24 protein-coding genes are annotated in these 26,389 nt (G+C 39.6%); 18 read left to right on the top strand and 6 right to left on the bottom strand.

Going from position 1 to position 26,389, the window contains the following annotated elements; genetic code table 11:
• Nucleotides 1–229 precede the first annotated feature (229 nt).
• From CVD27_RS13620 to CVD27_RS13650, 7 genes are all read left to right on the top strand, one after another.
• Nucleotides 230–1,414 carry an acyl-CoA dehydrogenase family protein gene (locus CVD27_RS13620; RefSeq protein WP_101648454.1) on the top strand — a complete coding sequence of 395 codons (1,185 nt, stop codon included), beginning with the start codon at nt 230–232 and terminating at the stop codon, nt 1,412–1,414.
• A 59-nt stretch (nt 1,415–1,473) separates the two neighbouring features.
• A complete protein-coding gene (locus CVD27_RS13625) occupies nt 1,474–1,953 on the top strand; it encodes a flavin reductase family protein (protein WP_101648455.1) in 480 nt (159 codons plus the stop codon).
• A 20-nt stretch (nt 1,954–1,973) separates the two neighbouring features.
• The gene (locus CVD27_RS13630; RefSeq protein ID WP_101648456.1) at nt 1,974–2,792 is read left to right on the top strand and encodes a bifunctional riboflavin kinase/FMN adenylyltransferase; all 819 of its coding nucleotides are present in this window, start codon (nt 1,974–1,976) and stop codon (nt 2,790–2,792) included.
• A 22-nt stretch (nt 2,793–2,814) separates the two neighbouring features.
• On the top strand, nt 2,815–3,798 hold the full coding sequence (locus CVD27_RS13635) for a DODA-type extradiol aromatic ring-opening family dioxygenase (RefSeq protein ID WP_101648457.1): 984 nt from the start codon (nt 2,815–2,817) through the stop codon (nt 3,796–3,798).
• 38 nt (nt 3,799–3,836) lie between these two features.
• The gene (locus tag CVD27_RS13640) at nt 3,837–4,727 is read left to right on the top strand and encodes an alpha/beta fold hydrolase (RefSeq protein WP_101648458.1); all 891 of its coding nucleotides are present in this window, start codon (nt 3,837–3,839) and stop codon (nt 4,725–4,727) included.
• Nucleotides 4,728–4,994: 267 nt separating this feature from the next.
• A complete protein-coding gene (locus CVD27_RS13645) occupies nt 4,995–5,786 on the top strand; it encodes a 2-keto-4-pentenoate hydratase (RefSeq protein WP_101648459.1) in 792 nt (263 codons plus the stop codon).
• A 100-nt stretch (nt 5,787–5,886) separates the two neighbouring features.
• Nucleotides 5,887–7,188, top strand: coding sequence for an MFS transporter (locus tag CVD27_RS13650; RefSeq protein WP_101648460.1), 1,302 nt, complete (start codon nt 5,887–5,889; stop codon nt 7,186–7,188).
• A 58-nt stretch (nt 7,189–7,246) separates the two neighbouring features.
• Here CVD27_RS13650 and CVD27_RS13655 read toward each other — a convergent pair whose 3' ends face one another.
• Nucleotides 7,247–8,476 carry a helix-turn-helix domain-containing protein gene (locus CVD27_RS13655; RefSeq protein ID WP_101648461.1) on the bottom strand — a complete coding sequence of 410 codons (1,230 nt, stop codon included), beginning with the start codon at nt 8,474–8,476 and terminating at the stop codon, nt 7,247–7,249.
• Nucleotides 8,477–8,648: 172 nt separating this feature from the next.
• Between CVD27_RS13655 and uidA the strand changes: the two genes are divergently transcribed.
• Both uidA and CVD27_RS13665 read left to right on the top strand, forming a co-directional pair.
• Complete coding sequence (uidA, locus tag CVD27_RS13660) at nt 8,649–10,454, top strand: beta-glucuronidase (RefSeq protein WP_101648462.1); 1,806 nt, start codon at nt 8,649–8,651, stop codon at nt 10,452–10,454.
• A 265-nt stretch (nt 10,455–10,719) separates the two neighbouring features.
• A complete protein-coding gene (locus CVD27_RS13665) occupies nt 10,720–12,366 on the top strand; it encodes a gamma-glutamyltransferase family protein (RefSeq protein ID WP_101648463.1) in 1,647 nt (548 codons plus the stop codon).
• An 88-nt stretch (nt 12,367–12,454) separates the two neighbouring features.
• Here CVD27_RS13665 and CVD27_RS13670 read toward each other — a convergent pair whose 3' ends face one another.
• Genes CVD27_RS13670 through CVD27_RS13680 form a run of 3 tightly spaced genes read right to left on the bottom strand, consistent with a single transcriptional unit; the run spans nt 12,455 to nt 14,075 of the window.
• The gene (locus CVD27_RS13670; protein WP_101648464.1) at nt 12,455–12,991 is read right to left on the bottom strand and encodes a chromate transporter; all 537 of its coding nucleotides are present in this window, start codon (nt 12,989–12,991) and stop codon (nt 12,455–12,457) included.
• Nucleotides 12,991–13,578 (bottom strand): chromate transporter, encoded by a 588-nt coding sequence (locus CVD27_RS13675; RefSeq protein ID WP_101648465.1) that lies wholly within the window; start codon nt 13,576–13,578, stop codon nt 12,991–12,993. The genes CVD27_RS13670 and CVD27_RS13675 overlap by 1 nt, the downstream gene beginning before the upstream one ends.
• Before the next feature lie 20 nt (nt 13,579–13,598).
• Entirely contained in the window at nt 13,599–14,075 is a 477-nt protein-coding gene (locus tag CVD27_RS13680; RefSeq protein WP_101648466.1) for an Lrp/AsnC family transcriptional regulator, read from the bottom strand.
• Between the two features lie 194 nt (nt 14,076–14,269).
• On the opposite strand from CVD27_RS13680, the gene CVD27_RS13685 reads away from it, so the two are divergent.
• Nucleotides 14,270–15,511: an MFS transporter gene (locus CVD27_RS13685; protein ID WP_101648467.1), complete on the top strand. Its 1,242-nt coding sequence runs from the start codon at nt 14,270–14,272 to the stop codon at nt 15,509–15,511.
• A 62-nt stretch (nt 15,512–15,573) separates the two neighbouring features.
• Here CVD27_RS13685 and CVD27_RS13690 read toward each other — a convergent pair whose 3' ends face one another.
• Nucleotides 15,574–16,758: an MFS transporter gene (locus CVD27_RS13690; RefSeq protein ID WP_101648468.1), complete on the bottom strand. Its 1,185-nt coding sequence runs from the start codon at nt 16,756–16,758 to the stop codon at nt 15,574–15,576.
• 82 nt (nt 16,759–16,840) lie between these two features.
• Between CVD27_RS13690 and yeiL the strand changes: the two genes are divergently transcribed.
• The 4 genes from yeiL to CVD27_RS28135 all read left to right on the top strand — a co-directional run bounded on the left by yeiL (nt 16,841) and on the right by CVD27_RS28135 (nt 20,828).
• Complete coding sequence (gene yeiL, locus CVD27_RS13695) at nt 16,841–17,512, top strand: transcriptional regulator YeiL (protein WP_101648469.1); 672 nt, start codon at nt 16,841–16,843, stop codon at nt 17,510–17,512.
• A gap of 339 nt (nt 17,513–17,851) precedes the next feature.
• Entirely contained in the window at nt 17,852–19,468 is a 1,617-nt protein-coding gene (locus CVD27_RS13700) for a lactate permease LctP family transporter (protein ID WP_101648470.1), read from the top strand.
• A 30-nt stretch (nt 19,469–19,498) separates the two neighbouring features.
• Nucleotides 19,499–20,446: an L-lactate dehydrogenase gene (locus CVD27_RS13705; RefSeq protein ID WP_101648471.1), complete on the top strand. Its 948-nt coding sequence runs from the start codon at nt 19,499–19,501 to the stop codon at nt 20,444–20,446.
• Between the two features lie 220 nt (nt 20,447–20,666).
• Nucleotides 20,667–20,828, top strand: coding sequence for a hypothetical protein (locus CVD27_RS28135; protein ID WP_180960277.1), 162 nt, complete (start codon nt 20,667–20,669; stop codon nt 20,826–20,828).
• 57 nt (nt 20,829–20,885) lie between these two features.
• Here the strand turns inward: CVD27_RS28135 and CVD27_RS13710 are convergent, their stop codons facing one another.
• Complete coding sequence (locus CVD27_RS13710) at nt 20,886–22,328, bottom strand: L,D-transpeptidase family protein (protein WP_101648472.1); 1,443 nt, start codon at nt 22,326–22,328, stop codon at nt 20,886–20,888.
• A gap of 291 nt (nt 22,329–22,619) precedes the next feature.
• Between CVD27_RS13710 and CVD27_RS13715 the strand changes: the two genes are divergently transcribed.
• Genes CVD27_RS13715 through CVD27_RS13730 form a run of 4 tightly spaced genes read left to right on the top strand, consistent with a single transcriptional unit; the run spans nt 22,620 to nt 26,361 of the window.
• Nucleotides 22,620–23,009, top strand: coding sequence for a GntR family transcriptional regulator (locus tag CVD27_RS13715; protein ID WP_101648473.1), 390 nt, complete (start codon nt 22,620–22,622; stop codon nt 23,007–23,009).
• A complete protein-coding gene (locus CVD27_RS13720; RefSeq protein ID WP_101648474.1) occupies nt 23,002–23,904 on the top strand; it encodes an ABC transporter ATP-binding protein in 903 nt (300 codons plus the stop codon). Before CVD27_RS13715 ends, CVD27_RS13720 begins: the two co-directional genes overlap by 8 nt.
• Nucleotides 23,879–25,834, top strand: coding sequence for a DUF6449 domain-containing protein (locus CVD27_RS13725; protein ID WP_101648475.1), 1,956 nt, complete (start codon nt 23,879–23,881; stop codon nt 25,832–25,834). The genes CVD27_RS13720 and CVD27_RS13725 overlap by 26 nt, the downstream gene beginning before the upstream one ends.
• 17 nt (nt 25,835–25,851) lie before the next feature.
• Entirely contained in the window at nt 25,852–26,361 is a 510-nt protein-coding gene (locus CVD27_RS13730) for an RNA polymerase sigma factor (RefSeq protein ID WP_101648476.1), read from the top strand.
• The last annotated feature ends 28 nt before the right edge of the window (nt 26,362–26,389 follow it).

Genomic DNA, 26,389 nt, shown 5'->3' on the forward strand with positions numbered 1-26,389 from the left:
TGCAATGTGATAAAACCTTCTCAATGAACAAACATTGTCTATTTAATATAAAAACATGAACAATTTCTGTTCTAGAGTGAATATTCGAAATTATATTAAACTTTATTTACAAGTTACAAACATTAAAAACTTGTTAGATTACAAATGTAAGCGATATCAAATTTATTTACCAAAGGACACAGTCCATAACTAATTATCTTATTATCAAAACTAAAAAGGGGTGCAGCAAATGGCAAGTCAACTTTTAAAAGGGGAAACAGCCACGGTTGAGGATTTATTGGCTGGTGCGGAACGAATCGGTCAATTAGCCGAGAAGGAGGCAGCGGAAGCGGAAAAAAATGCCACGATATCTCAAAATGTGGTGGACCTTATTAGAGAAACACAAATTGCACGGATGATGCTTCCTAAGAAATACGGTGGCCCGCAAGCAGATTTGAAAGCTTTCGCCAAGGTTGTGCGTAAGGTGGCGAATTACAATATTTCAGCGGCATGGCTGACCTATCTGTATCCGCTTCATAATATGCTTCCAGCCTTTCTTCCTGAAAAAGGGGCAGACGAAATTATCAATCAAGGCGGGTTAATTGCCGATATCTTTGCAGCATTAGGAAAAGCAGAACGTGACGGCGATGGGTACCTAATCAGTGGAAAGTGGAGTTTTGTCAGCGGAATCAACTATAGCGACTGGGTTGGAGTGGGGGTGATGATTCAGTTCCCAGAGAACGAAAAACCAGTGTACTGTCTGCCGATGTTAAAAACTTCAGAAGTGGAAATTGTCCACAATTGGGATACGTTCGGGTTAAGAGGTTCCGGCAGCAATCAAATCATTGCGGATAATGTATATGTCCCAATGGAGCGGATCCTAAGGTTAGATCAAGCTGAACTGACAAGAAGACCGCCATTAGACGAATATGATGCCGAATATCCATTCTATCATGTTCCATTCTTTCCTTCCTTTTATATTGGATTCGGTTATATGGCCCTTGGCGGAGCAGAGCGAATGTTGAAGGAATTTAAAACGCTTACCGAAAAACGTGTACGCCTAATGGATGGAGTCAGGGAAAGTGAGTCCCCAAGGAGTCAGCGGGTATTAGCTGAAATGACGACTGATTTTCAAATTGCGGAAGCTTTATTGGATAAATATATTGATTTGCTGGTGAACTATGAAAAAGATGGCTGTCAAACTCCGCCTTCTGAATTCTTTGCAATACGTACTAAAGTGATTAAACTGTGCGTGGATATTGCAGTGAGATCTCTGTTAACGCTTGGAGGAGGAGCGCTGTATAAAGGCGGCCCAATGGAATTGTTCTTAAGGGATATCATGGCTGTTGCCACACATAAAACATCATTAGTCGAAGATGCTGTTGCGGCCTACGGAAAAGATTTATTTGGTTTTGAAAGCGGCGTCCGGGGATAACGGTTCAAAAGAATATTTTTAAGTTTTATAGAGGTATTTAATCAAAGGGAGGATTTATTATGGATGATCGTCAGTTCCGCACAGCGATGGGGAGGTTTGCCACAGGGGTTACCGTCATTGCCACAGAAGTAGATGGAGATATTCATGGAATGACAGCAAATGCGTTCATGTCTGTATCACTAGATCCAAAGCTTATTGTCATATCCATCGGTGAAAAAGCTAAAATCCTGAACAAAATCAAGGAAAGCAAGATCTTCACAGTAAATATCTTAGCCGCCGATCAACACGAGCTTTCCATGATTTTTGCTGGTCAGTTGAAAGAGCATAAGGAGGTAACCTTTGGCAGCCTTGATGGAAAGCCAGTATTGCCTGGTGCAGTGGTTCAAGTTGCCTGTGAAGTATCGGCTGAGCACGTGGAAGGTGACCACACCTTATTCATTGGCAAGGTAACAGATATTCAACTAGAAGAAAAAGAGCCATTGATTTTTTACAGTGGCAAATACCGTTCCTTAGTCAAAGAACAGCCCGTGACCATTTAATACCTGGGGAGGAGACCATTATGGAAACCATTCTACTAAACCAGCAAAATTTAGCCGATTGGCAGAAAAAGGCGAGTCCGAATGTAATGGCACTTGGCTGTTTCGATGGTCTCCATCTCGGACATTGTGAGGTCATCAACACAGCAATTCAAAAGGCAAAGGAAAGGCAAGTACCTTTATCTGTCATGAGTTTCTTTCCTCATCCAAAAACGGTGATTTCAAAAGGGAAAGTTCACGTAAACTATTTAACGCCTCTTGCTGAAAAAGAAGAAAAACTGCGGAAAATGGGTGTAGATACTTTCTATATCGTTGAATTTAATCAAGAGTTTGCCGGTTTGTCCCCTGAGCAGTTTGTTTTGGATTACTTGAATGGTCTTGGTGTCTTTCATGCAGTGGCTGGATTTGATTTTTCCTATGGTTCCTACGGTGCAGGTCATTTGGATCGTTTAAAACAAGATTCAGGCGGCCGGATTGATGTTACTAAGGTAGCCAAAGTAGAGCTGAGAGGTGAGAAAATCAGTTCCACCTGTATTCGGGAACGGCTGTTAAAAGGGAAAGTCGCCGAACTGCCTGAGTTTATCGGTAGATTCTATGAAACACAAGGCGAATGGAATGGAGAGACATTTACGCTATATCCTTATTACACCATTCCAGGCCCAGGCCGCTATGAGGTGACATTGAAAAATGACAGTGGTGGTTCCGTACATCGGGAAGTTATCGTTTTGAGCGACGGCATAACGATTAAATGTAGAGATGAGATTCCTTTATTTTTAAAAGGGAAGCTATCGATTGTCTGGCAAAAGGGAATCGTTGAATCTAGGAAATTACGTATATCTTAAAAAAAGAAAAGGGGCGGATTGAATGGCTAAACTTATCGCAGGTGTCGCGATGTCACATAGTCCGATGATTATGACAAATGAAGCAGGAGGAGGTGAAAAAGGGCAGCGGTTCCTCCAAACGGCAGCTGAAATGAGGAAGTATCTAGAAGATTCAGGTGCAGATGTGATTGTCTTAGTTTCCGATGATCATTTTAACAGCTACTTTTATGACCATATGCCTTCTTTTACGATTGGAATTGGCGAATGTGAAGGCTGGGGAGACTGGCAGCTGCCAAAATACAAAATCCCGGTGCAAGAGGAATTAGCTAAGCATATCCTTCACACAAGTTTGGAAAGCAATGTTGACTTTGCATTTACATTAAAAATGAAGGTCGACCACGGTCATACGCAAGGGATTTACTTTTTAAATCCAAATCTGCAAATTCCGGTTGTACCAATCGCCGTTAATACTTCCGCGCCGCCGCTGCCAACCATGGATCGCTGTTTCCAAATTGGTGATATGATCCGACAAGCGATTGAATCGTGGGATCAGGATTTGAAGGTAGCGATTGTGGCCTCGGGCGGATTATCTCATTGGGTGCCGATTCCAAAGATTGAAAGTGAAAAACCAGAAGATCAATTCCTGGTAAATGTTTTAAAAAATGGCCGTCAGGAAATCAATCAGCTGGATGAATATTTAAAATTACGGGAAACGAATGTCACTCGTATTAAATCAGGACCTGTAAATGAGCAGATTGACCGTGAATTTTTACGCTTAGTAACTGAAAAAGATCATACTTCATTAAGAAACTGGAGTGCCGCTTATATTGAAAAACATTTAGGAAACGGCGGCCAGGAAATCCGTAACTGGCTGGTGCTTCTAGGTGCACTAAAGAATTTTGAGGCAAGTGTGGCATGCTATGAGCCGATTCCTGAATGGGTAACAGGTATGGCCATTGTTCAATTTAGCCAGCCGGTAGACCAGAAACAGCCGAAAGTTTCATCCGAACAAGAAGTCAGTATTTGAAATGGGATATTTAATTTTTAACTAAAGGGGAGAGTAAGATGACCATTTGGACAGACTTAGCTGATTTAGAATATAAACTCTATTATTTAGATGCTAATGGGATTAAAACGAGAGTACTGGAATCTGGAAATGGGGAGCCCTTGATTCTGCTCCATGGCACTGGCGGGCATATTGAGGCATATGCACGAAATATTAGAGGTTTAAGTAAGAACTTCCGAGTTATTTGCATTGATATGGTTGGGCACGGCTACACAGCAAAACCTGACCGTCAATATGGGATCGATTATTACAGCGAGCATTTATTGGGAGTTATCCAAGCATTAGGCTTATCGAAAGTGTATCTTTCAGGGGAGTCGCTAGGCGGCTGGGTGGCTGCATGGTTTGCGGCAGAGCATCCTGAATATGTAAGAGCCATGGTGCTGAACACACCTGGGAACGTCAATAACAAACCGGAAGTTATGCAGAGGCTCAAGGAGTCCACATTAAAAGCCGTTCTGGAAGCTAACTATGAAAATGTAAAAACAAGACTTGAGTGGTTAATGTACGATAAGAGCCAGGTTACTGAAGAACTAATAGAATCCCGCTACAAAATTTATACGCAAGCCTCCTACCAAGAAGCAGTTCACCATATCGTCTGCCTGCAGGATATCGAAGTCCGGAAACTGTACAGCTGGGATCCTTCATGGTGCAGCAAAATCAATGTTCCAACCTTGCTGGCTTGGACAGACCATGATCCAACTTCGACTGTAGAGGAAGCAAAACCAATCCAGGATATGATTCCAAACAGCGAACTGGTTGTGATGAAAGATGCAGGACACTGGCCGCAGTGGGAGAAACCTGAAGAATTTAACACCATCTTAACAAACTTTTTATTAAAAAATACGACAGAAGCTGCTAAGCAAAATGATCTGGCATTAGCATCAAAATAATAAAATCAACTTTTGAGAGCACTACCTGAATCGATTCATAGTTTAACTATATTTTGAATCTATCAAGTAGTGCTCTTTTTTGAGGCTCATTTCGTAAACATTGTTGCTGTTGGACCTTGTATAGAACGATTTTACTAAGTTACAGGGCAATTTTCGCACATGTTCTTACGAAAAGATGCCACGATGCATAAAGCTATACGGGTCGATGAACTTTTACGAAAAACAACAATTTATGCGAAAATAGCCTCTTTTAAAGGAGTTTTTTCAATGAGCAATCATGTCATTTATCGTGTGCAGCATATATACGAAATGCTTCAGAAGGCAGAAGCCTCCAAGGAATCAATTCCACCACTTACGGAAAGATATCCAGATTTGACCGTTGATGAGGCTTATCAGGCTCAGCTGCAGATGATTGACCAAAAGGTTCAAACCGGGAAGAACATCGTCGGAAAGAAAATTGGCTTAACCTCTGTTGCCATGCAAAAGCTGCTCGGTGTGGATCAGCCTGATTACGGACATTTATTGGATTCAATGCAAGTTAGCAATAAAGGGACTATCCAACTGGATGAATTGTTTCAGCCAAAAGTAGAAGGGGAAATCGCCTTTATCCTTTACAAAGATTTGACAGGGCCGAATGTCACGGCCGAGGATGTTTTTGCTGCAACCGAGTACATCGCTCCAGCTTTAGAAATTGTTGACAGCAGGATTACCGATTGGAAGATTACGTTAGCAGATACCGTTGCCGATAATGCATCGAGCGGATTGTTTGTCCTTGGTGATGAGCGGTATCGAGTAACGGATATCGATTTGCCAACGATTGAAATGAAATTATTTAAAAACGGGATGCTGATGAATACCGGCTACGGTTATGATGTACTAGGTCATCCTGCCAAATGCGTAGCCTGGCTCGCCAATAAGTTATTTGAGTACAACGTAGTTTTAAAAGCAGGAGAAGTCATTTTATCAGGTGCACTCTCCGCTGCGGTTGTGGCTGAAAAAGGGGATCGGTTTACGGCCGGATTTTCACATCTTGGTAAAGTGGAAGTTACGTTTAAGTAGTTTAAGGAAAAAGACCTTTTCATTGGGGGTGGAAAGGTCTTTCTATAAAGAAAACAGATTTATTAATAGAAAGCTGGGAGAAATTTAAGGAGGTCCTTTTATGGAGCAAAGGAAGGGTACAGTATCTAAAAAAGCATGGTTGATTATTTTCTTATTATTCTTATTAACAGTGATTAGTAATGCAGATAAGGCGATCATTGGATTTGCCTCAGTGTCGATTATGAAGGAGTTAGGATTAACACCGGAACAATGGGGGGGGGTAGGAAGTGTCTTCTTCCTGCTGTATTCACTGGCAGCTGTTTTGGGAGGAAGTGTGGCGGATAAAATCGGAGCAAAAAAAGTAATTGCCGGTATGGTCGCGGTTTGGTCGATTGTTCAATTTTCAACGATTTTTGTCAGCAGTTTTGCTTATCTATTGGTTACAAGGATCATTTTAGGAGCCGGGGAAGGACCTTCTTACTCATTAGCGATGACAGCCGCCTCCAAATATCTTCCGAAGGAAAAATTGGGGATCGGTTTAACACTTGTTTCCGTTGGCGGACCGCTGGGTGTAGCCGTTTCAGCACCAGTATTAATGCATCTTATTATGAATTATGGATGGCGTTCTGCATTTATTGCGACCGGGGCAGTAGGGCTTATTTGGATTATGGTGTGGATATGGGCCGCAAAAGAGAAAGCAGTTACAACCGAGGTGGCAGCAGAAGTTAAAGAGACATCCAATGTTACAAGCGCAGGGAACGAAACAAAATTCACTTCTGTGCTATTCTCAAGGAACTTTATTTTCGTAGCTCTTTGCGGTTTTGCTACTTATTGGTCGTTCACGATTGGATTGAACTGGCTGCCTAACTATCTGGAAAATGTCCGCAAACTTAGTGAAGAAACCTTAAGTATTGTCGTAGCACTTCCTTGGATTATGATTACTTTATCACAGATTACCTTTTCTTCCATTTCGGACCGTATCTATCATAGAACAAAGAGCGTGGTAAAGGGCCGTGTTTTTGTCCTTGGATCTGTCATGTCAGTTGGGGCCATCAGTTACTTTTTCGGAGCAATAGCAGCTTCCAATATCTTAGCCATTGCTTTATTATCACTAGGGTTAACCTTTGGATGTATCAGCCTTGTGATGGGACCAGCCATTTTAGTAGATTTGGTTTCACCTAAACATCAAGGGAAGATTCAAGGATGGTTTATGGCCATCACTTCATTGGGCGGTATTGTCGGTCCGTACGTTACAGGATGGCTGATCGAGAATTCATCCAGCCAAGCTGCAGGCTTCCATTACGCTTTCCAATTATGCGGGTTGATTCTGCTCGTATTTGGCGGTTTGGTGTGGCTAATCGTTCGCCCTAAGAAAATTGAAAACACTGTAACAGTAAATACAAAACCATCCAACGTCATTTAGCAGAGGGACGTTTCTTGTGCTTCCGTTATTTGGAAGCACAAGAACCGTCCCCATGTTTCTACACGGATTTTCTTTTTAGATATTGAGAGGGAGTTAGGGCCGTGAATTTTTTAAATACTTTACTAAAGTAATTTAAATCATTAAATCCCACCATAAAGGCAACGTCGGTGATGGAACGATTGCCTTTTTGCAGATATAATTTGGCTTCCTCTACACGCTTGCGATTAATGTATTCAGTGATAGTCATACTGGTATCTTCTTTAAATTTGCGCGACAGGTGTGAAGGGTTGGCATGGATTTGGCCCGCAATTTGTTGAAGTGTCAATGAACCTCCTAAGTTCAGCAGAATATAATCTACTGCGTTTTTTACCAGCGGACTGTAATGACCCGTAGAAAAAGCCGCGACAAGTTCGCAATATTCATTCGCCATTAACACAAATAACTTTTTCAAATGGGGAAGGTTTGTTGTCCTTTCAATCAATATCGCAAACCTTTCTGAAATGTTATGCAGATAAACGGAATGGACTCCTGCCCTTTCGGCTGCCACTCTGCACAAGGTATTGAAGACAAATCCGATATTCTTGGAGGACCGAATCGGACTGCCTGGTACTCTGTCAGAAAACGCTACTAAATCTGTCATTGGATTAAATAAGTGATTTAATGCAGCTTTATCTCCCCTAGTGATTGCATCCATCAGCTTATTTTGGTGCTCGTACCGATGTTCAATCATTTGGTTGTTTTCCTCGATGCTCATTTCTTGAAGGTCCGGTTTCAGCACAGGCTTCAGGATATCAGAGGAAATAGGCTTGGCATTGGTATAGGTATGAACACATAACTGTACTAGCAATTCCCCCATATGCTTATATTCAGCATCACTTAAAATAGGCAAAGATTGATAGAATTGTTCCAATTGTTTGCGTTCACCGATAGGAAGATTGTTTTTTGAAATGATGTCTTTGATTAGATCAAGCACCGACAGACTAGAGATGAACGGTCCGATGAGGATGCTTCCATTAAAAGCATGGTCCAGCCAAATGCCCGCGGCTATATACTCAAGACCATATGGATTCATGTAGTGGTAGTAATGATTGGAATCGTGGTGTTGAAGAACATCATTGATCTGTGCATATTCAGGTTCTCTTTGATGTAAAACTGCCGGAATCGAATAGTTGGTCAATTGGTAAATGGTCTTCGTATTTTGATCATTTAATCGAATATCTAGTTTTGTCACAGAATGCAGCATTTGGCTAATTTTTATGAATTCTTGAATGTTAAAGTTTCCTTCCATGAAAGCCCCTCCTTTCCTTTTTACAGTATATAGAACAATAAAAAAAAGCAATAAAATTACGAATCTAGTAAAAATTTTACGATTATTAAATGAAGGGATTATTTAAAATGGAATTAAAGCCCTTACAAAATGCTTTAAATAACTCAAGATATACTTGAATGGAGGAGAAAAGATGTTATATCCAATTTCTACAGACAGCCGTGTGGTCATGGATCTAAACGGTGTTTGGAAATTTATGATTGATAATGAAGTAGATGTGAATCAACCGCTGCCAACAGGTGAGTCGATGGCTGTTCCAGCTTCCTTTAATGATCAGGCAGTATCAGCAGAAATTCGCCAGCATTGCGGGTATGTATGGTACGAAAAGGAATTTACCGTGGCCAAAGCATTGTTTAATGAAAGATTAGTATTGCGATTTGGTTCTGCTACTCATGAAGCATGGGTTTATGTCAATGGCAAGTTTGTCGTCCATCATAAAGGCGGATTTACTCCATTTGAAGCTGAAATTAATGAATTTCTAGTCTCAGGCGCGAACCGTTTAACCATTCGTGTGAGCAATCTATTAGATCATACAACTTTGCCTGTTGGAAATTATAGCGAAAAGAAAGATGAAAATGGAAAAATCATTCGTAAAGTCGATGAGAATTTTGACTTCTTTAACTATGCAGGTCTGCATCGTCCGGTCAAAATTTATTCCACACCTTTGAATTATATTGATGATATTGTGATTGTTCCCAACGTTGATCTAGCGGCTAAGAAAGCAGATGTACAAGTTTCTGTTAAAACCGGCGGCCATTTCGATGAAGTGAGGGTAACGATTCTTGATGAGCAAGGAAACACCGTTGCTCAAGCTACCGGAACAGAGATAAACGCAGCAATCGAGAATGTTCATCTGTGGCAGCCGCTCAATGCTTATCTATATACAGCTAAAGTAGAAGGATTAAAAAATGGTGAAGTGGAAGATGTTTATCAAGAACAATTTGGTGCCCGCAAGGTAGAAGTGAAAAATGGCAAGTTTTTAATTAATGGTGAATCATTCTACTTCAAAGGCTTTGGCAAGCATGAAGATACGTTTGTGCACGGCCGTGGTCTGGATGAAGCCTACAATGTGCATGATATCAAATTGATGAAAACAATGGGCGCCAACTCATTCCGTACGTCCCATTATCCATATTCCGAAGAAATGATGCGTTTATGTGACCAGGAAGGAATTGTCGTTATTGATGAAACACCAGCTGTCGGATTGTTTGCCTCCTTCACATTTGATTTATCGATTTTGGAAAAAGGAGGAGAGATTGAGGACGGTACCTGGACGAAACTGAGAACCACGGAAGCCCATCAGCAAGTAATCCGTGAATTGATCGATCGGGATAAGAATCATGCCTGTGTCGTCATGTGGTCTATAGCCAACGAGCCAGCCAGCTATTCAAAAGGTTCTTATGAATACTTTGCCCCTTTATTTGCGCTTGCCCGCGAATTAGATCCGCAAAAACGTCCTTGCACTTTCGTGAATATCATGTTGGCAACGCCAAAGGTCGACAAGTGTACAGACTTGGTGGATGTAATCGCTCTAAACCGCTATTATGGCTGGTATGTACAAACAGGTGACTTGAAGACGGCAGAAGAAAAAACACGCCAAGAGCTGTTAGAATGGCAAGAAATGTACCCGGACAAACCAATTATGTATACCGAATATGGTGCAGATACCGTAGCCGGTTTCCATAGTGCCTTTGGAGAGCCATTCAGTGAAGAATACCAAGAAGATTATTACCGTATGAACAGCAAAGTATTTGATGAAATCCCTAACTTTGTGGGCGAACAATTATGGAACTTTGCCGACTTCCAAACAAAGTACGGCATCATGCGTGTCCAAGGAAACAAAAAAGGAATATTCACCCGCGCAAGAGAACCAAAAATGGTCGTCCGCTACCTAAGCAAGCGCTGGAACGAAATACCGAACCTAGGATACAAAAAATAAGAAGAAGTAAGCACGGGGACGGTTCTTATGCCTTTACTTTTTTCAGGCATGAGAAGAACCGCCCTTGTTTCTGTGCAATAAGATTGATTATTTTGTTTACATTTAGTAAAAGAATTCATCCTAAATAATATCTTTAAGAAAGAAAAATCAGCCTTTTTTATTACGGAACGAAAAAAACATGTTAGTTTTTCTGACATGTTTTATTTTATTAAAAGAAAGGGCTGATATAATTTTTTACAGAAAGAACGAAATAGGAGGAGTACTGATGATTGCTGCAGAAAAGAGAAAAGTTGAAGGGGCAGTAGGGAGTTATGATGCTCTTTATCATCCATATTCATCAAGAAGAAACACCGTTTATGCCAAAAAGGGTATGATTGCGACTTCACAGCCATTAGCGGCCCAAGCTGGTCTCGAAATTTTAAAAAAGGGAGGGAATGCCATCGATGCAGCAATTGCAACCGCGGCTTGTCTTACCGTGGTGGAACCAACCTCTAATGGAATTGGCGGGGACGCGTTTGCGCTTGTTTGGACAAAAGGAGAACTGCATGGTTTAAATTCAAGCGGTCCTTCCCCAAGTAGTATTTCAATTGATGCAGTGAAAAGATCGGGATATGAGGAAATGCCTAAGTACGGCTGGACACCTGTAACTGTTCCGGGTGCACCGGCAGCTTGGGCGGAGCTTTCAAGGAGATTTGGGCGTCTGCCATTAACCGAAGTATTAAAACCAGCAATTCAATACGCAAAAGAAGGTTTCCCGATATCTCCAACAACCGGACATTTTTGGGAACTAGCCTACCAAACCTATATGAATGCCTTCAAGGAGGAAGTTTTTCAAAGCTGGTTTGATACGTTTGCCCCAAATGGCCGAGCGCCGCGCATCGGAGAAATTTGGAAGTCCGAAGGCCATGCCAAAACTCTACAATCGATTGCGGAGACAAATGCAGAATCATTTTATAGGGGGGATATTGCAGATCAAATTGATGCTTTCTCTAGAAAGCATGGCGGTTATTTGCGAAAAGAAGATTTGGCCGCTTATTCACCGGAATGGGTTAAACCAATCTCTGTTAACTATAAAGGTTATGATATGTGGGAGATTCCTCCCAATGGGCAGGGCCTTGTTGCATTGATGGCACTAAATATTTTAAAAGAGGATTATTTCGCGGAAAAGGATAGCCCGGAGACCTATCATTTACAAATTGAGGCTATGAAGCTTGCTTTCTCTGACGGCCTTCATTATATTACCCAAGAGGATAAAATGAGCCGGACCACAGAAGAATTATTATCAGATTCCTATGCGCGGACAAGGAGGAGTTTAATAGGTTCAGAAGCACTTGAACCTGTGCCGGGTGACCCGCCAAAAGGAGGAACTGTTTATCTAGCAGCCGCAGATGAAGAAGGAAATATGATTTCTTATATTCAAAGTAACTATATGGGATTCGGTTCTGGTGTGGTTGTTCCAGGAACGGGGATTTCCTTTCAAAATAGAGGGCACGGATTTAAGCTGGACCCAGAGCATGAAAATGCCTTGGAACCTAATAAGAAAACCTACCATACTATTATTCCAGGATTTATCACGAAAGACGATCAGCCTGTTGGTCCATTTGGGGTGATGGGAGGATTTATGCAGCCCCAAGGACATCTTCAAGTGGCAATGAACTTAATTGATTTTTCATTAAATCCTCAAGCCGCGTTAGATGCACCACGCTGGCAATGGGTTAACGGAAAAACAGTCCATATTGAACCGACCGTGCCTGATCATATTGCACAGGCATTGGCAAGAAAAGGACATCATATTGTACGAGCGCTTGATTCTGGTTCATTTGGAAGAGGCCAAGTTATCATACGTGGTGAAAATGGAACTCTTGCAGGCGGCACAGAGCCTCGAACAGATGGATCGGTTGCCTCATGGTAAGAAGAGATTAGGATAAATAGAAAGGCGAACCCTATTCATTTCGTAAAAAGAACAATGAAAAGAGGCCACTCTGGCCTCTTTTTTCTGATTAAACCAATGGAAGGAAAACCCCGCCATAAATGAACGCTGCAATAATAAGGAAGGCGGGGTGTAATTTAAACTTCGTCAAGGCAATGAGCGAAATAAGACCGATTACCATTGATTGAATGATACCTAATGAATGGAAAGAGTCGCCGAACATTTGCCAAGTAAGAATGGCCATCATCATGGCTATGACAGGCTGCACTAATAAAGTCATTCCTTTTACAATGGTTGATTGGCGGTGCTTACTCATGATTTTTAGAAGTAAAATTAAAGCAACAGCAGAAGGCAGAATGGTTGCGATTAGAGCGATAAGGAATCCCCACCAGCCTAGAACGTCATAGCCTACATATGCCGCTATTTTGGTAGCAATCGGTCCTGGCAGTGCGTTTCCTAAAGCGAGCATTTTCGTAAAATCAGCATTGGTCAGCCAATTATAATGAGTGACAATTTCCCCATACATGAGAGGAATGGAAGCCGGTCCTCCGCCATACCCAAGTAAATTGGCCCAAAAGAAGCCTAAAAATAAGTAAATAAAGACCATTATGCTGACATCTCCTTACTTTTCGATTTATTCTTCTGTATTCGATCCTGAAGTTTATAGTGTAAAGCGCCATAACCTAGGAAAATGACGATCACAATTGCGGGATGAATAGGGATGATTTGAAGAAAGAGAAAGGAAAGAATAAAAAATATACATCCCAGCACTTTTCCTAATCCTTTTACTGCTTTAGCTGCAAATTCATAAGCCATTAAGCCTAGCATTACAGCAATGACTGGCATAACGGATTGGATCATTCCCGTCACTCTGCTTGAAAAGCTTAGGACATTAATAAGTGTTAATAGAAGTACCATTGCGATACAAGTTGGCAAAATATGAGCCAGAATTCCGAACGCTGCTCCAATGGGCCCTTTTAGTTTATATCCCAGATAGGCCGCCATTTTTGTCGCAATCGGGCCAGGTAAAGCATTTGCAATGGCCAGTGTTTCTCCAAACTCCTCATCCTTCACCCAATGATACCGAGTTACCGCTTCATACCGAATTAACGGGATAACGGATGGTCCCCCTCCAAAGCCTAAGATGCCTGTTCGAACCATAGCCAAAATAAGTTCTTTATATGAAGATTTCAACCTTCTCTCCCCCTGATTCTTTATAATTTCATCCCCATCCGGCTTTTATAGCGATTGATTAACAATTGAGAATCTACACTAACAACTCCGGTAAGAGGGTATAACTTTTTCGTTAAAAACTTCTCCATCTCTTGATTATTAGAAAAAATCCCGTGCATATGCAGTTTGCTTGGTCCAGTCATATGATACAAGCTTGTAACCGCTGGATCGCTTGCCAACTGTTCCGCAACCTGTTCTAAATATTGGGGCTCCACCTCAACATTGAAAAAGGCAGAAACATGAAATCCAATTTTTGCAGGATTGATCACGGTTGTAAATTTCTCAATTACCCCTTGCTCCACCATACCATTAATTCTTGCTTGAATGGCGACACGTGATAAATCTAATTGTTTTCCGATGTCTGTATAAGAAGTCCGGCTGTTTTCATGTAAGATTGATAGTATTTTTTTATCAATCTCATCAATCTCTAAATCTGGAATTCTGAAATCTGAGGTCAACTGATAGTCAACTCCTTTTTCTGGATATTACGTTTAGTAACTATAATGTGATTTTAACATTCTATTTGGATAAAAAAAAGATTCAAATATTGCGAAAGGTAAAAAAGTGTGTGAGATATACTGACACAATTCCTTCTTTTTGAGAGGAATGCTGATACAATAACCTCAAAATTCAGAAAAAGGAGTTTTGTATTATGAAAAAAACACATCCAGCATTCGTTATTTTCCTCTTCTTTTTAGGTTGGGTATTCATGTATGCCGATCGAAATATCCTATCTCCAGTAATGGGCAGTATTGGGGAGGTGTGGCACTTAAATAAAACGCAATTGGGCTTAATGTCCACCGTCTTTTTTGCCGCATATGCTTTTATGCAAATTCCTACCGGTTTTTTAGCAGACAAATATGGGAGAGTAAAGGTACTAGTTATAGGTTATTTGCTATTTGGTGCAGCAACAATGTTAAGTGGAATGGCTCCATCATTTGCCGTCTTTTTAGTGGTTCGTGCTTTAACAGGGCTTGGTGAAGGAACCTATTATGGGTCACAATATGGAATTTCATCCACCATTACACCCAAAAAATATCGGGGGCTTGTAGCAGCCATCATAAACAGTGGGATGGCATTTGGAATTTCACTTGGCTTCATATCCTCCAGTTATTTTTCCTATACATTACATAAGGGATGGCAATTTCCATTCTATGTGTTTGCAATTCCAACCATTATTATTGCAGTGTTAATTGCTATTTTTGTTCGAGATGACAGTCATAAACAGAAGCAAAGTGAAGTGATTAAAGAAAAAGTAGAGATGAAAACATTATTTACGAAGAATCATATTTTCGTATACATCCTTATTTTTTGCTCGCTTTACGGGTTTTTTGGAATGCTGACCTGGCTTCCCTATTATTTACAGACGACAAGAGGGGTTGCGGCTTCACAAACAGGGGTTATTTCTTCTTTGGTTCCGTGGGCATCGATTCCAGGTGCTATCTTGTTTGGCTATTTGTCAGATAAAGTGAAGAACAAAAAACCGATCATTATCGGGCTGGCATTGGCCGGTGCATTATGTCAATTTTCTATTCCCTATACGCAAAATTATTCCTTTTTGCTTGTGGGACTAGCTCTTTATGGATTACTTGGAAAGTTAGCGCTTGATCCTGTATTGATAGCTTATATGGCAGATATTACACCTGCTTCAATGTATTCCAGAGTGTATGGCTTCTTTAATTTTAGCGGGATGCTGTCCTCAATTTTTGCTCCATATATAACAGGGTACTTTGCGGATCGAACTGGAAGCTTAGAGTTTGGTTTTTATCTATCCGGCGGTTTATTAATCGTAGGGGCCTTGCTGTTCATGTTTACAGATGGAACCGGGGTGGCAGCAGGTTTTCAATCAAAAAGAAAAGCCATAATCGTTGGTAAGAAGGAAGAGACTGTCTGAAGAGCAAGGGGACGGTTCTTGTGCCTCCACTTTTTGGAGGCAAGAGAACCGTCCCCATGATTCTAGGAAGCAAGTGAACTGTCACCATGTTTTAACTTTTTAAGTTCTAATTTCCGATACACGAGGGCAAGCAGCATGGATGGAATGGTACAAACGATCATTCCAATAAAGGCGTATCTTGGTTCGATTTCGTAGAGATAGCCTCCAAAAACTGTGAACACTGCCGTGCTCCAGCTCAGTGCCAAGGCTGAATACATTCCCTGTGCTTTTGGAATTTGCGCATGTGGAATATTTTTAATTAAATATTTCATAAAGGCATAATGCCCCATGGCAAAGGAGCAGGCATGCAAGGTTTGGGCAATAGAAAATACAATTACATTAGGAAAGGCAAATACCAAGATCCAGCGTACAGTTGACCCAAGTGCCGCTAAGGCCAGCAAGGAGCCTACTGAAAATCTTTGAAAGCTCCGATCTGCGATGGCGAAGAAAATGATTTCTGCAATTACAGCAATATTAATAATCAAACCAATTAAATACTGAGGCGCATGGATTCCTTGGAGAAAAATATAGCCATAGTTATAATAGGAAGCATGTGCCGCTTGCAGTAAAATCACGATGAGGAGTACTAATATAAAGTGCTTGGCACGAAATAAACTTAGCATCCCAGCTTTTTTTGTTTGGCCCACTTTTGGTTTTTCTGATAAAACAACGGGTGCACGCATACATCCAAGACACAAGAATACAAATATGCCTAGTAAAAGCGCCCATAAGATTACCTTATCCCCAAGCGCTCCTGTAAAGAAAGTTAAGATCATACCAGCTACGACAAACCCGATAGATCCCCACAACCTGCTCTTTCCGTAATGTTTGAGTTGTTTACTTTGAACAAGAATCCCCGCAGCACTATCTAAAGCAGGCATTAACGCAGGATAAAAGAAATTCAATAGTAACGTAGCCGCAAGCAGGCTGGCAAAGGAACTAGCTGGAATACAACATAAAATGGAAATTAACGTGCCAATGGCTGCTCCATTTATTAAGGTTTTACTACTAAACTTCCCCGATAAATAAGGAAAAGCAACTAATGTTGAAAAGCCTCTAGCAACCAAACCTAGGCTCATAATCAAACTAGCTTGTGAAACCGAAATCCCCTTTGCGTGAATCAACCATCCGGTCCAATAAGGCAGGAAAACGCCCCATGTTATATAAAAACTAAAAAACTGTCTACTCATCCAGCGTTGTGTGTTCATTTTTGTTTCCCTCCATTGATTGCATCTTATCATGGAGATTCGTACAATAATAGGAGATATCTCATATTCCTTGAGGTGAAAGATGGAAATTTATAAAAATGAGAAAAGGCTTCGCTATATTCAGGAACACTCCATTGCCCATTTATTTTCCTTTCGTATTGAAGAGTTTATCGAAGTACATGAATATAAACGAGATGAATGGATTATTAAAGAAGGCATGAGACCGAACTTTTTATTCTATGTCATTGAAGGAAAAGCAAAAATTTATGTAACCCATCAAAATGGGAAAGTTTCCTTAATTAATTTTATTAATGCCTATGATTATATCGGGGAAATGGAATTATTAAATGAAGTGTATTATACAAAAGGAATTCAAACCTCCACAAAAACCATTTGCTTTGCGATTCCTTTTCATCGCTATCGCAAACAATTGTTAGAAGATGCTACGTTTTTACGTGAACTAACGAAGTTTTTAAGTATAAAAGCAACCCAGATGGCTGCAAAGTATTCACAAAGTCTAGCATTTCCGCTCGAAAACCGGCTGGCCGATTTTATTCTGCAAACGGCTGATGAAGATGTCTATAAAGAGAAACACGTAACAGTCTGTGATTTTTTAGGCGTCTCTTATCGCCACTTATTACACGTACTTTCCCAATTTTGCGAGAAAGGATATTTGCAAAAAGAAGGACGCCACTATCGTATTCATCAGCACAAATCACTGCACGACCTTGCTGAGCTGCTGAAAAATAAGTGAAAATTTGAGTTGCAAAAGAATCTATAATTTTAAATGGGCTTTTTTATTAAACAAAGGGTAAAAACTCTTTGTTTTTTTATTGCTAATCTTAAATCAGTTCCTGCATCACTGCAGATATTAGCTCAATAAAATTAAAGTTCATATTTTATACAAATATATTGTGAAAAAAATCACAAACTAGATGATATACTAACCTTGTTACGGTGAAAATGTTAAAAACCAACATTAATAGGGAAAGTAAAACTATTGGATTATATTTAACATTTCACAGTATGAATCAATGTTTTATTATAATTGGCCAATAATAAAAGATATAAATCTAACATGGAGATGAACAGCATGAATGTATGGGAGCAAGTATATAATCCATTAAATAACATTTGGTTGTCAGCAATTGTAGCAGCTATTCCTATCATCTTTTTTATAGTCATGCTCACCGTTTTTAAATTAAAAGGATATATGGCAGGACTCTACAGTATCATTGTTGCCGGAATGGTTGCAGTCTTTCTATATGAAATGCCTGCGATCTTAGTTTTGATGTCTGCTATATATGGAATATTAGCAGGTATATGGCCGGTAGCATCTATTGTCTTTGCTGCTATTTTCCTTTATAAAATAACCGTAAAAACAGGCAAATTTGCCATTATCGAAAATAGTATCTCTTTTATTACAGCCGATCAAAGACTACAAGTTCTCATTGTAGCATTCTCGTTTGGAGCATTTTTGGAAGGTGCCGCAGGATTTGGAGCACCTGTCGCGATAACAGCAGCTATTTTAGTAGGACTTGGATTTAGCCCTATCTATGCAGCAAGTCTTTGTTTAATTGCCAACATTGCAGGTGGTGCTTATGGAGCAATGGGGATTCCAGTAACTGTTCCTTCCTTGCTTACAGGGTTAGATGGTCTTGTTGTTGGAAGATATACGGCATTGGTCCTTCCAATCTTAAGTATAGTTGTAGCATTCTTACTAATTTTTATCATTGATGGATTGAAAGGGATTAGACAAACCTTCCCAGCCATATTAGTCAGCGGTGTATCTTTTGGGCTTACACAGGCAATGGTTCTAACTTTCTTAGGTGCTGAACTTGCAGATATCTTTGCTGCCATTGTGAGCTTAGTAGCACTAGGATTATTCTTGCAAGTATGGAAACCGAAAGAAATTTTCCGCATTAATAAAGAAAAAATGGCAGATAGACAGATTAAATACTCTTTTGGAAAAATTGCTTATGCTTGGCTGCCATTTATTTTTTTAACCTTATGTGTTACTTTGTTTAACCTGTCTTTTTTCAAAAATTTATTCATTCCAGGTGGTCCTTTAGAAAAGTTGGTATTATTACTGCCAATTCCAGGGTTAAACAACTTAGTGATCAAGCATGCACCAATCGTTCCACAAGATACACCATATGCAGCAGTATTTAAATTAGATTTATTTTCATCTACTACAACGGCAATTATCCTTACAATCATAGTCGCAAGTATTCTTTTTCGCTGCAGCAGTAAGTTACTGTTGGACACTACAAAAGAAACGGCAAAAGAATTATTCTCACCAGTCCTAACGATTTGCAGTGTCCTTGCTTTTGCTTATATTTGTACTTACTCTGGTATGTCATCAACACTCGGTTTAGCATTTGCTTCAACCGGTGAAGTATTTCCTTTATTCTCACCCGTACTAGGATGGTTAGGAGTATTTTTAACAGGCTCTGTTGTAAACAGCGGTTCCTTATTTGCCTCTCTTCAATCTGTTACTGCTTCACAAATTGGAATACCACCTGAAGCGATGGTTGCTGTCAATGTAATGGGTGGTACAATGGCGAAAATGATTTCACCTCAATCGATCGCTGTTGCTGCTGCAGCAGTTGGGATAGCAGGAAAAGAGAGTGATTTATTTAAAGTGACAATTAAATATAGCATTGGCTTACTTGTAATAATTGGAATCATAAGTTGGTTAATATTCTAAATTTTTTCATTCGAAGGGAGATTTTTGATTATGAATAAAGAAAAAGTAAATCGAGTTGTACTAGTTGGAACAGGTGCTGTAGGTTGCAGTTATGCGTATTCATTGATTAACCAGGGAGTAGCTGAGGAATTAGTCTTAATTGATGTAAATGAAGCGAAAGCTGAAGGCGAAGCAATGGACCTTAATCATGGAATGCCCTTCGCTCCATCACCAATAAACGTTTGGAGCGGTTCTTATCAAGACTGCAGCAGTGCGGACTTAGTTGTCATCACTGCGGGGCTTGCCCAAAAGCCAGGTGAAACCCGATTAGAATTAGTTGAAAAAAATACGAAAATATTTAAACAAATTGTAAAAAGCATTATGGAAAGTGGATTCGATGGAATATTCTTAGTGGCAACAAATCCAGTAGATATCTTAACGTATGTAACGTGGAAAGAATCAGGACTGCCAAAAGAACGTGTCATCGGTTCAGGGACAGTATTAGACTCTGCACGGCTAAGGTTTGCACTAGGGAAGTACTTTAATGTTGATACAAGAAATGTTCATGCAGCTATTATTGGTGAACATGGAGATACTGAGCTTCCTGTTTGGAGCCATGCAATGATCGGAATTGAGCATCTCGATACGGTTTTGGAACGGAAGGGTGATTTAAAAAAAGAAAGCCTGGATGACATTTTCGTTAACGTCCGTGATGCAGCTTATCAGATTATTGAGCGAAAAGGGGCAACGTATTATGGAATCGGAATGTCCCTTGTCCGGATTACAAAAGCAATACTTAATAATGAAAATAGTATCCTGACAGTATCTGCTTATCTAAGTGGAGAATATGGACAAAATGATGTATATATCGGAGTTCCAGCAAAAATAAATCGTTCCGGCATTCAAGAAATCATTGAAATTGAGCTGGATGATAAGGAAAAAGAACAATTCAATCATTCTGTTTTAGTGCTAAAAGAAACGATGAAACCGGTAATTTAGAATTAGTTCTGGTGCCTCAATCAGATTAATATAAATACTAAATTAGAAAGAACCTGGTTTCGATTGGACGCGATGAACCGCACTAAAAGTCCTATGTGGAAAACTATGTTAAACTTTCTTACGTAAGAGTTAACAACTAGGTATTAAAGTTGTATAGTCGATTCATAGAAAGACTTAGTCCCAAACGCAAATCAATCTACTAAATCAGGGAGGGTTTTCATTGAAATTCAATACTCATGATAAAGTCATTAGAAAAGGTCGTTTTGATGGAAATATCGGAGTGGTCATTCAGCCTTGTTATTCGAAAACTGGTTTAGTGCTTGTGCGGTTTGACCGAGGGGTATTCACTGCAAATGAACGAGACTTGGTTTTATATCATTAAAAATAGAGCATCCGTAAGGGTGCTCTATTTTTAATGGGCGTAAGATTTTGTGGTTTTTCAATAAACAACAACCGGCTCATAGGTGCTGAGATTATTATACACGGTTTTCATAATGCTTGGCGGAGTGTTGACACAGCCGTGCGACCCTGACGTAAGATAGGCTTTACTTCCCCAATTGCCTCGCCAGCTGGCATCGTGGAATCCTTGGCCATCATTTGTAAAAGGAGCCCAATAATTAACATCAACCTGATAAGTGATTTTTCCGTTTTCTCTGCCCGTTAGTACGGAAGGTGTCTGTTTATAGAGAATATACCAAACTCCTGGTGATGTATCATGATGGGTACTATGTGTGCCGGTAACGACATTCGTTGTGACGACTAATTTCCCATTTTTGTAAATCCAAATTCGCTGCTCTGCAATAGAGACCTCAGCATACGTATCGCCAATGCCATTGTTCGTAATCGCTTCATATCCGTAGCCTTCCCCCTTCCAGCCATTTCCGTAAATATTGGAGGCGGATACTGATTTCTCCCCATTTTCAAAAGCTGCCTTAATACGCGGTACTTCTTTTTCAACATCTATGGCCCAGCCATAGCCTTTACCTTTAACCGATATCACCGAACCTGAATGGGTCTTGAAAGTGAAATTTTTATTTAATGTGGATTGGGAATTATTAATTTCAGCAATCTTATTTTTAATAACACCTTCATCATTTATCTTAATCTTTAAATCTCTAGTAATAGAGGCATTTTTGATTAAGTCGCTGGCGTTTAAGGTAAAAACTTTATCCTGCACCTTATAATCAACGGTCTGAGCAAGGAATTCTTCCAGCCTTTTCTGTTCATTTTTTATAAACTCGCTGTCTTCTTTAATTGGCTGTATGTATGCTGGATTGAGACGAATCTCACTAGTATATTCTTGCTTGTCGTAGTCCTTCAGAAGACTGGCAACATCATACTTCTCTCCGCTAGTACTGTTAGAGACAACAATTTTGCCTTGTTCCAAACGAACTACCGCATCTTGGGGCGCTTTTAAATTCTGATTCATGGCTAACAGCTTTTCTTCCACCTGTTTTTTCAACGTCTGGTTTCGATACAGATCCTGATTGCTGGGCTTTAATGAATAATCCTTAGCTTTTGAAGAAGGAAAAAAAGTCCACTGGCTCTTTAATAACTTTTGAATATCGGGCAGATCTTTATCCGTAAATCCCATCTTTGTATCATTTCCATCTAAAATCTGTTGATCTCCGACATATACGACATTTTTAAAAACGGTCGTTTTTAATGTATTTAGTGCCTGATCAGCCGTCATTCCACCGACTTTGATATCATTAATCTTGATTTCTGAATTGAAGTGATTTGCCTGATAGTAGCTGCCTGCTGCAATGATGAGTGCGAGAATAAAGAGGATACTTATTGTGAAGAACTTCCAGTTCGTATACCACTTAGCTGATTTTACGTGTTGGTTCCCCATTTCTTGAATATTTACCATACTTTCCATAAAAATTCCCCCCATAATACCTGATCATCCAGCTGTTAACATCATATGGACTAAACCTGCTGAGTTTGTTTCTAATATTACCTATATTTTGAAATAGTAGAAAATTATACTACTATTCTACATAATGTCATGAACGAACATTGTCGTATTTTGTGCATGCTTTAATTTTTTAAGTTGTATGCCGATCAAAAAAATTTCCAAAATTAGTCTTTCTTTTTGGAATGTATTGGAATATAATCAAACTGTATTATGAACAATAGTACACTTAGTACAGATTGGGGGCACCCCGTTATGTTTGAGCTAGACATAAGGAGCCGAAAGCCGATATATGAACAGTTGGTTGATAAAATGAAGGAGCTTATCATGAATGAAATATTAAAGCCGGATGAACAGCTGCCATCAGTTAGAACATTAGCAACAGAACTCTCGATCAATCCAAATACGATTCAAAAGGCATATCGGGAATTAGAAATCCAAGGATTTATCTACTCCATTAAAGGAAAAGGCAGCTTTGTGAATCCAAACAATCAAATAAAGGATTTAGAGAAAATAGAGGATGTACGAAAGGGACTTGAAAAATTAGTATTGGAAGCCTTGTATATGGGAATCCCAGCGAGTGACCTCATCAAATTAATTCAAGACCTTGACAAAGCAAAAGGGGGAGGCGAAAGCAATGATTGAAATGAAAGGTGTTAGCAAGAAATTTGACCATTTTATCGCACTGGATCATGTCAACTTATCCATCAACAAAGGCTCTATTTACGGTCTGATCGGATCAAATGGTGCAGGGAAAACCACATTAATTAAACTGTTGGCAGGGATCTATCGTCAGGATAGCGGAGAAGTAATCATTAATGGGGAACGTGTTTTTGAAAATATCAATATAAAGCAAAAAGTCTTTTACATACCAGATCAGCCTTATTTTTTCTCGCAATATACAACAAAGCAAATGGCTCGTTTTTATAAAAGCTGCTACCCAACATGGGCGGAAGACAGGTATCAAAAACTGGCCGAGCTTTTTGATTTGAATGTGAATAAAAGAATCCATACCTTCTCAAAAGGGTGGCAAAGACAGATTGCCTTTATTCTCGCCCTTTCCGCCAATCCAGAGATCCTCATTTTGGATGAGCCATTGGATGGCCTCGACCCTGTTGTCCGGAAAAAAGTGAAGAATCTATTGATTCATGATGTCGCAGAAAGAGAAATGACGATTCTGATATCATCACATAATCTTCGTGAGATTGAAGACATTTGCGACCATATCGGGATTATCCATAAAGGCACACTCTTAATCGAAAAAGAATTGGATGATCTGAAATCTGATATTCATAAAATACAGGTGGCTTATAAAAATGGTACTCCTCCAGATAAGCTGCTATTAAATCTTAATCCACTTCATACAGAAAAAAGAGGAAGCGTGTTCCTTTTCATTGTTAGAGGTGATGAAGAGAAAATCGAGAAACAAATTCTTCAGACAAACCCTGTTATTTTTGACTTGCTGCCTCTTACTCTTGAGGAGATCTTTATATATGAAATGGGGGATATCGGCTATGCCATCAAGAATGTCTTGGTTTAACAGAGAAGTACTGCTTCAAATTGGCCGAGGGACTGGCTGGGTTTCTATTGTTTACTTTCTAGGCTTGCTATTTATTCTGCCAATTCAGCTATTAATGATATATTCTGACGAAACCAAAAGTTATTATCCAGCACCTAACAATCTTTTTCTCGTTAATTTTACCTTTCAAATTGGGCTAATGGTTATTATCCCAGTCATCTTGGCGGTATTCTTATTTCGTTATCTTCATGTGAAACAAGCTGCAGACCTTATGCATAGTATTCCTCTTAAAAGGGAAAGGATTTTTCATCAATATGCTCTGACTGGGATGATATTTTTAATCCTGCCTGTTGCCGTCATTACATTCATCATCCTTCTTATGCATAACACTCTAGACTTCAGTAACTTGTTTAGTATAAAGGATATATTCTACTGGGCTGGCACGACATTAGTCATCACGTTGCTTTTATACACAGCCGCTGTGTTTATTGCAATGATGACAGGGATGTCAATTGTCCAGGCAGTTTTAGCCTATACGTTTCTCTTTTTCCCAATCGGGATGACGATGTTGCTATTTTTCAATTTAAAAATAGTACTCTATGGATTTCCAAGCGACTATTTTCTAAATCGACAGCTTGAAAAATTGTCTCCCATTACGTATGCCGCTGTTCTCGACAGCAGGAAGTTTCAATGGAATGATGGGATTGCTTACATGATTTTAACCATCGTGCTATATGGGCTTTCACTATTTTTCTATAAGAAAAGAAACTTGGAAGCAGCCTCAGAGGCGATTGCTTTTCCAAAATTACGTTCCGTTTTTAAATATGGGGTTACATTTTGTATGATGCTTCTTGGTGGTTCGTACTTTCAAGAAGTTTCCTATCGAAGCTTTAACTGGACCATTTTCGGTTATGTCATTGGGGCAGTGATTGGCTATTTAGGAGCAGAAATGATTTTAAGAAAAACGTGGCGGGTTTTCGGACGAATAAAAGGCTTAATTTTTTATTTAGCGATTACCGCCGTCCTTGTTATAGGAGTTCACATTCTAGGATTCTATGAAAATAAAATTCCTGAAGAAGCTCAAATCAAAAACGTCCTTTTCTCCAATCAATTCGGTTTTTATACGAATGAGGATACTTATGGAGAATACTATACGCCATTGCCAATGAAGGAAAAAGCAAATATTGAGGCGGTTCGGAGGCTTCACCAGCAACTTCTTTCTGATAAAAAAATTAATCAGCAAAAGGAAAATTCCCATTCAGTGAATTTCTATATTCAATATGAATTGAAAAATGGGAGCAAAGTGACAAGGGAATACAGTGTAAATGAACGTCTTTATGAGGATTTTTTCAAACCAATCTATGAATCAAAGGAATATAAGCGATCAACCAATGAGATTTTTAAATTAAAGGAAAATAAAATTAAAACCCTCACTCTAAGGGGGAATGGGCCTGATTCTCAGGGAGTTGCCTTGTCTAATTCCAACGATATAAAAGAAGTGATTGCAGCTTTAAGGAAAGATGTGCTAGCAGAATCATATGAAGATAACCGTTACTTCAAGGGCTCAGCGATTGAAGTGTATCTAGGCAGTGACCACTATCTGAGCTTTGAATTTAAGCCCATCTATCATAACTTGACCGAATGGTTAAAGCAAAAAGAATTGCTTAAAGAGGCCAAAGCAAACGCAGAAGATGTTACACATGTCCTTGTTGCCAAAGGTGGAGCTGAAAATCTAGAAGATGTTGAAAAAGTGAAAACGGACATAGAAAAAAGCACAGATACCTTGGATGTAACCAATAAAGACCAGATTGAACAAATGTTAAATAACGTAAGTGCGGATTCGAATAACGATTACACAGCTGTCTTTTATTTCCGCTCTGGCCATTATTATGAAGTCATGTATTTTGATGAAAAGCATGCTCCAGCTTTCATTAAGGATCATTTCAAATAAAATAGGATGGTGGAGAATTGAATACGATTGATTTTAACCAAGTATATTCTGAGTACGCAAACCGTCTGCTCTATATTGCTTTTAGGTACACACAAGACAGGCGATGGGCAGAGGATATCGTTCAGGAAGCTTTTATAAAGGCATTTAAAAAAATAGATACAATCGAAGATACGAAAAAATTAGGTGCCTGGCTGTCTACCATTACAGCCAGGACTTCGATTGACTTTTTAAGATCAGAAAAAAGAAATAGATGGCTGCTAGTGGACTCTACCAAAATGGAACCAACGATGAGTCATAATATAAATGGTGGGAATACTGAGGAAGATGTTGCTATTCGCCTTTTTCAAAAAGACGTGGACCGGTCAATGAAGAATTTATCAAAGGAATTTCAAGAAGTGCTGGTCCTTAAAGTGAAATATGGTCTAAAGGAAAACGAAATTGCCCGCCTGCTTGGTTTGAAATCTGCAACGGTCAAGACAAGGTTATATCGGGCAAGAAAACAACTAAAGCAAGTCTTTGTACAATGAACCGAACAATAAGTTATAATGCCTTATC

Source organism: Neobacillus cucumis (assembly GCF_002860255.1).
Classification (GTDB): domain Bacteria; phylum Bacillota; class Bacilli; order Bacillales; family Cytobacillaceae; genus Neobacillus; species Neobacillus cucumis_A.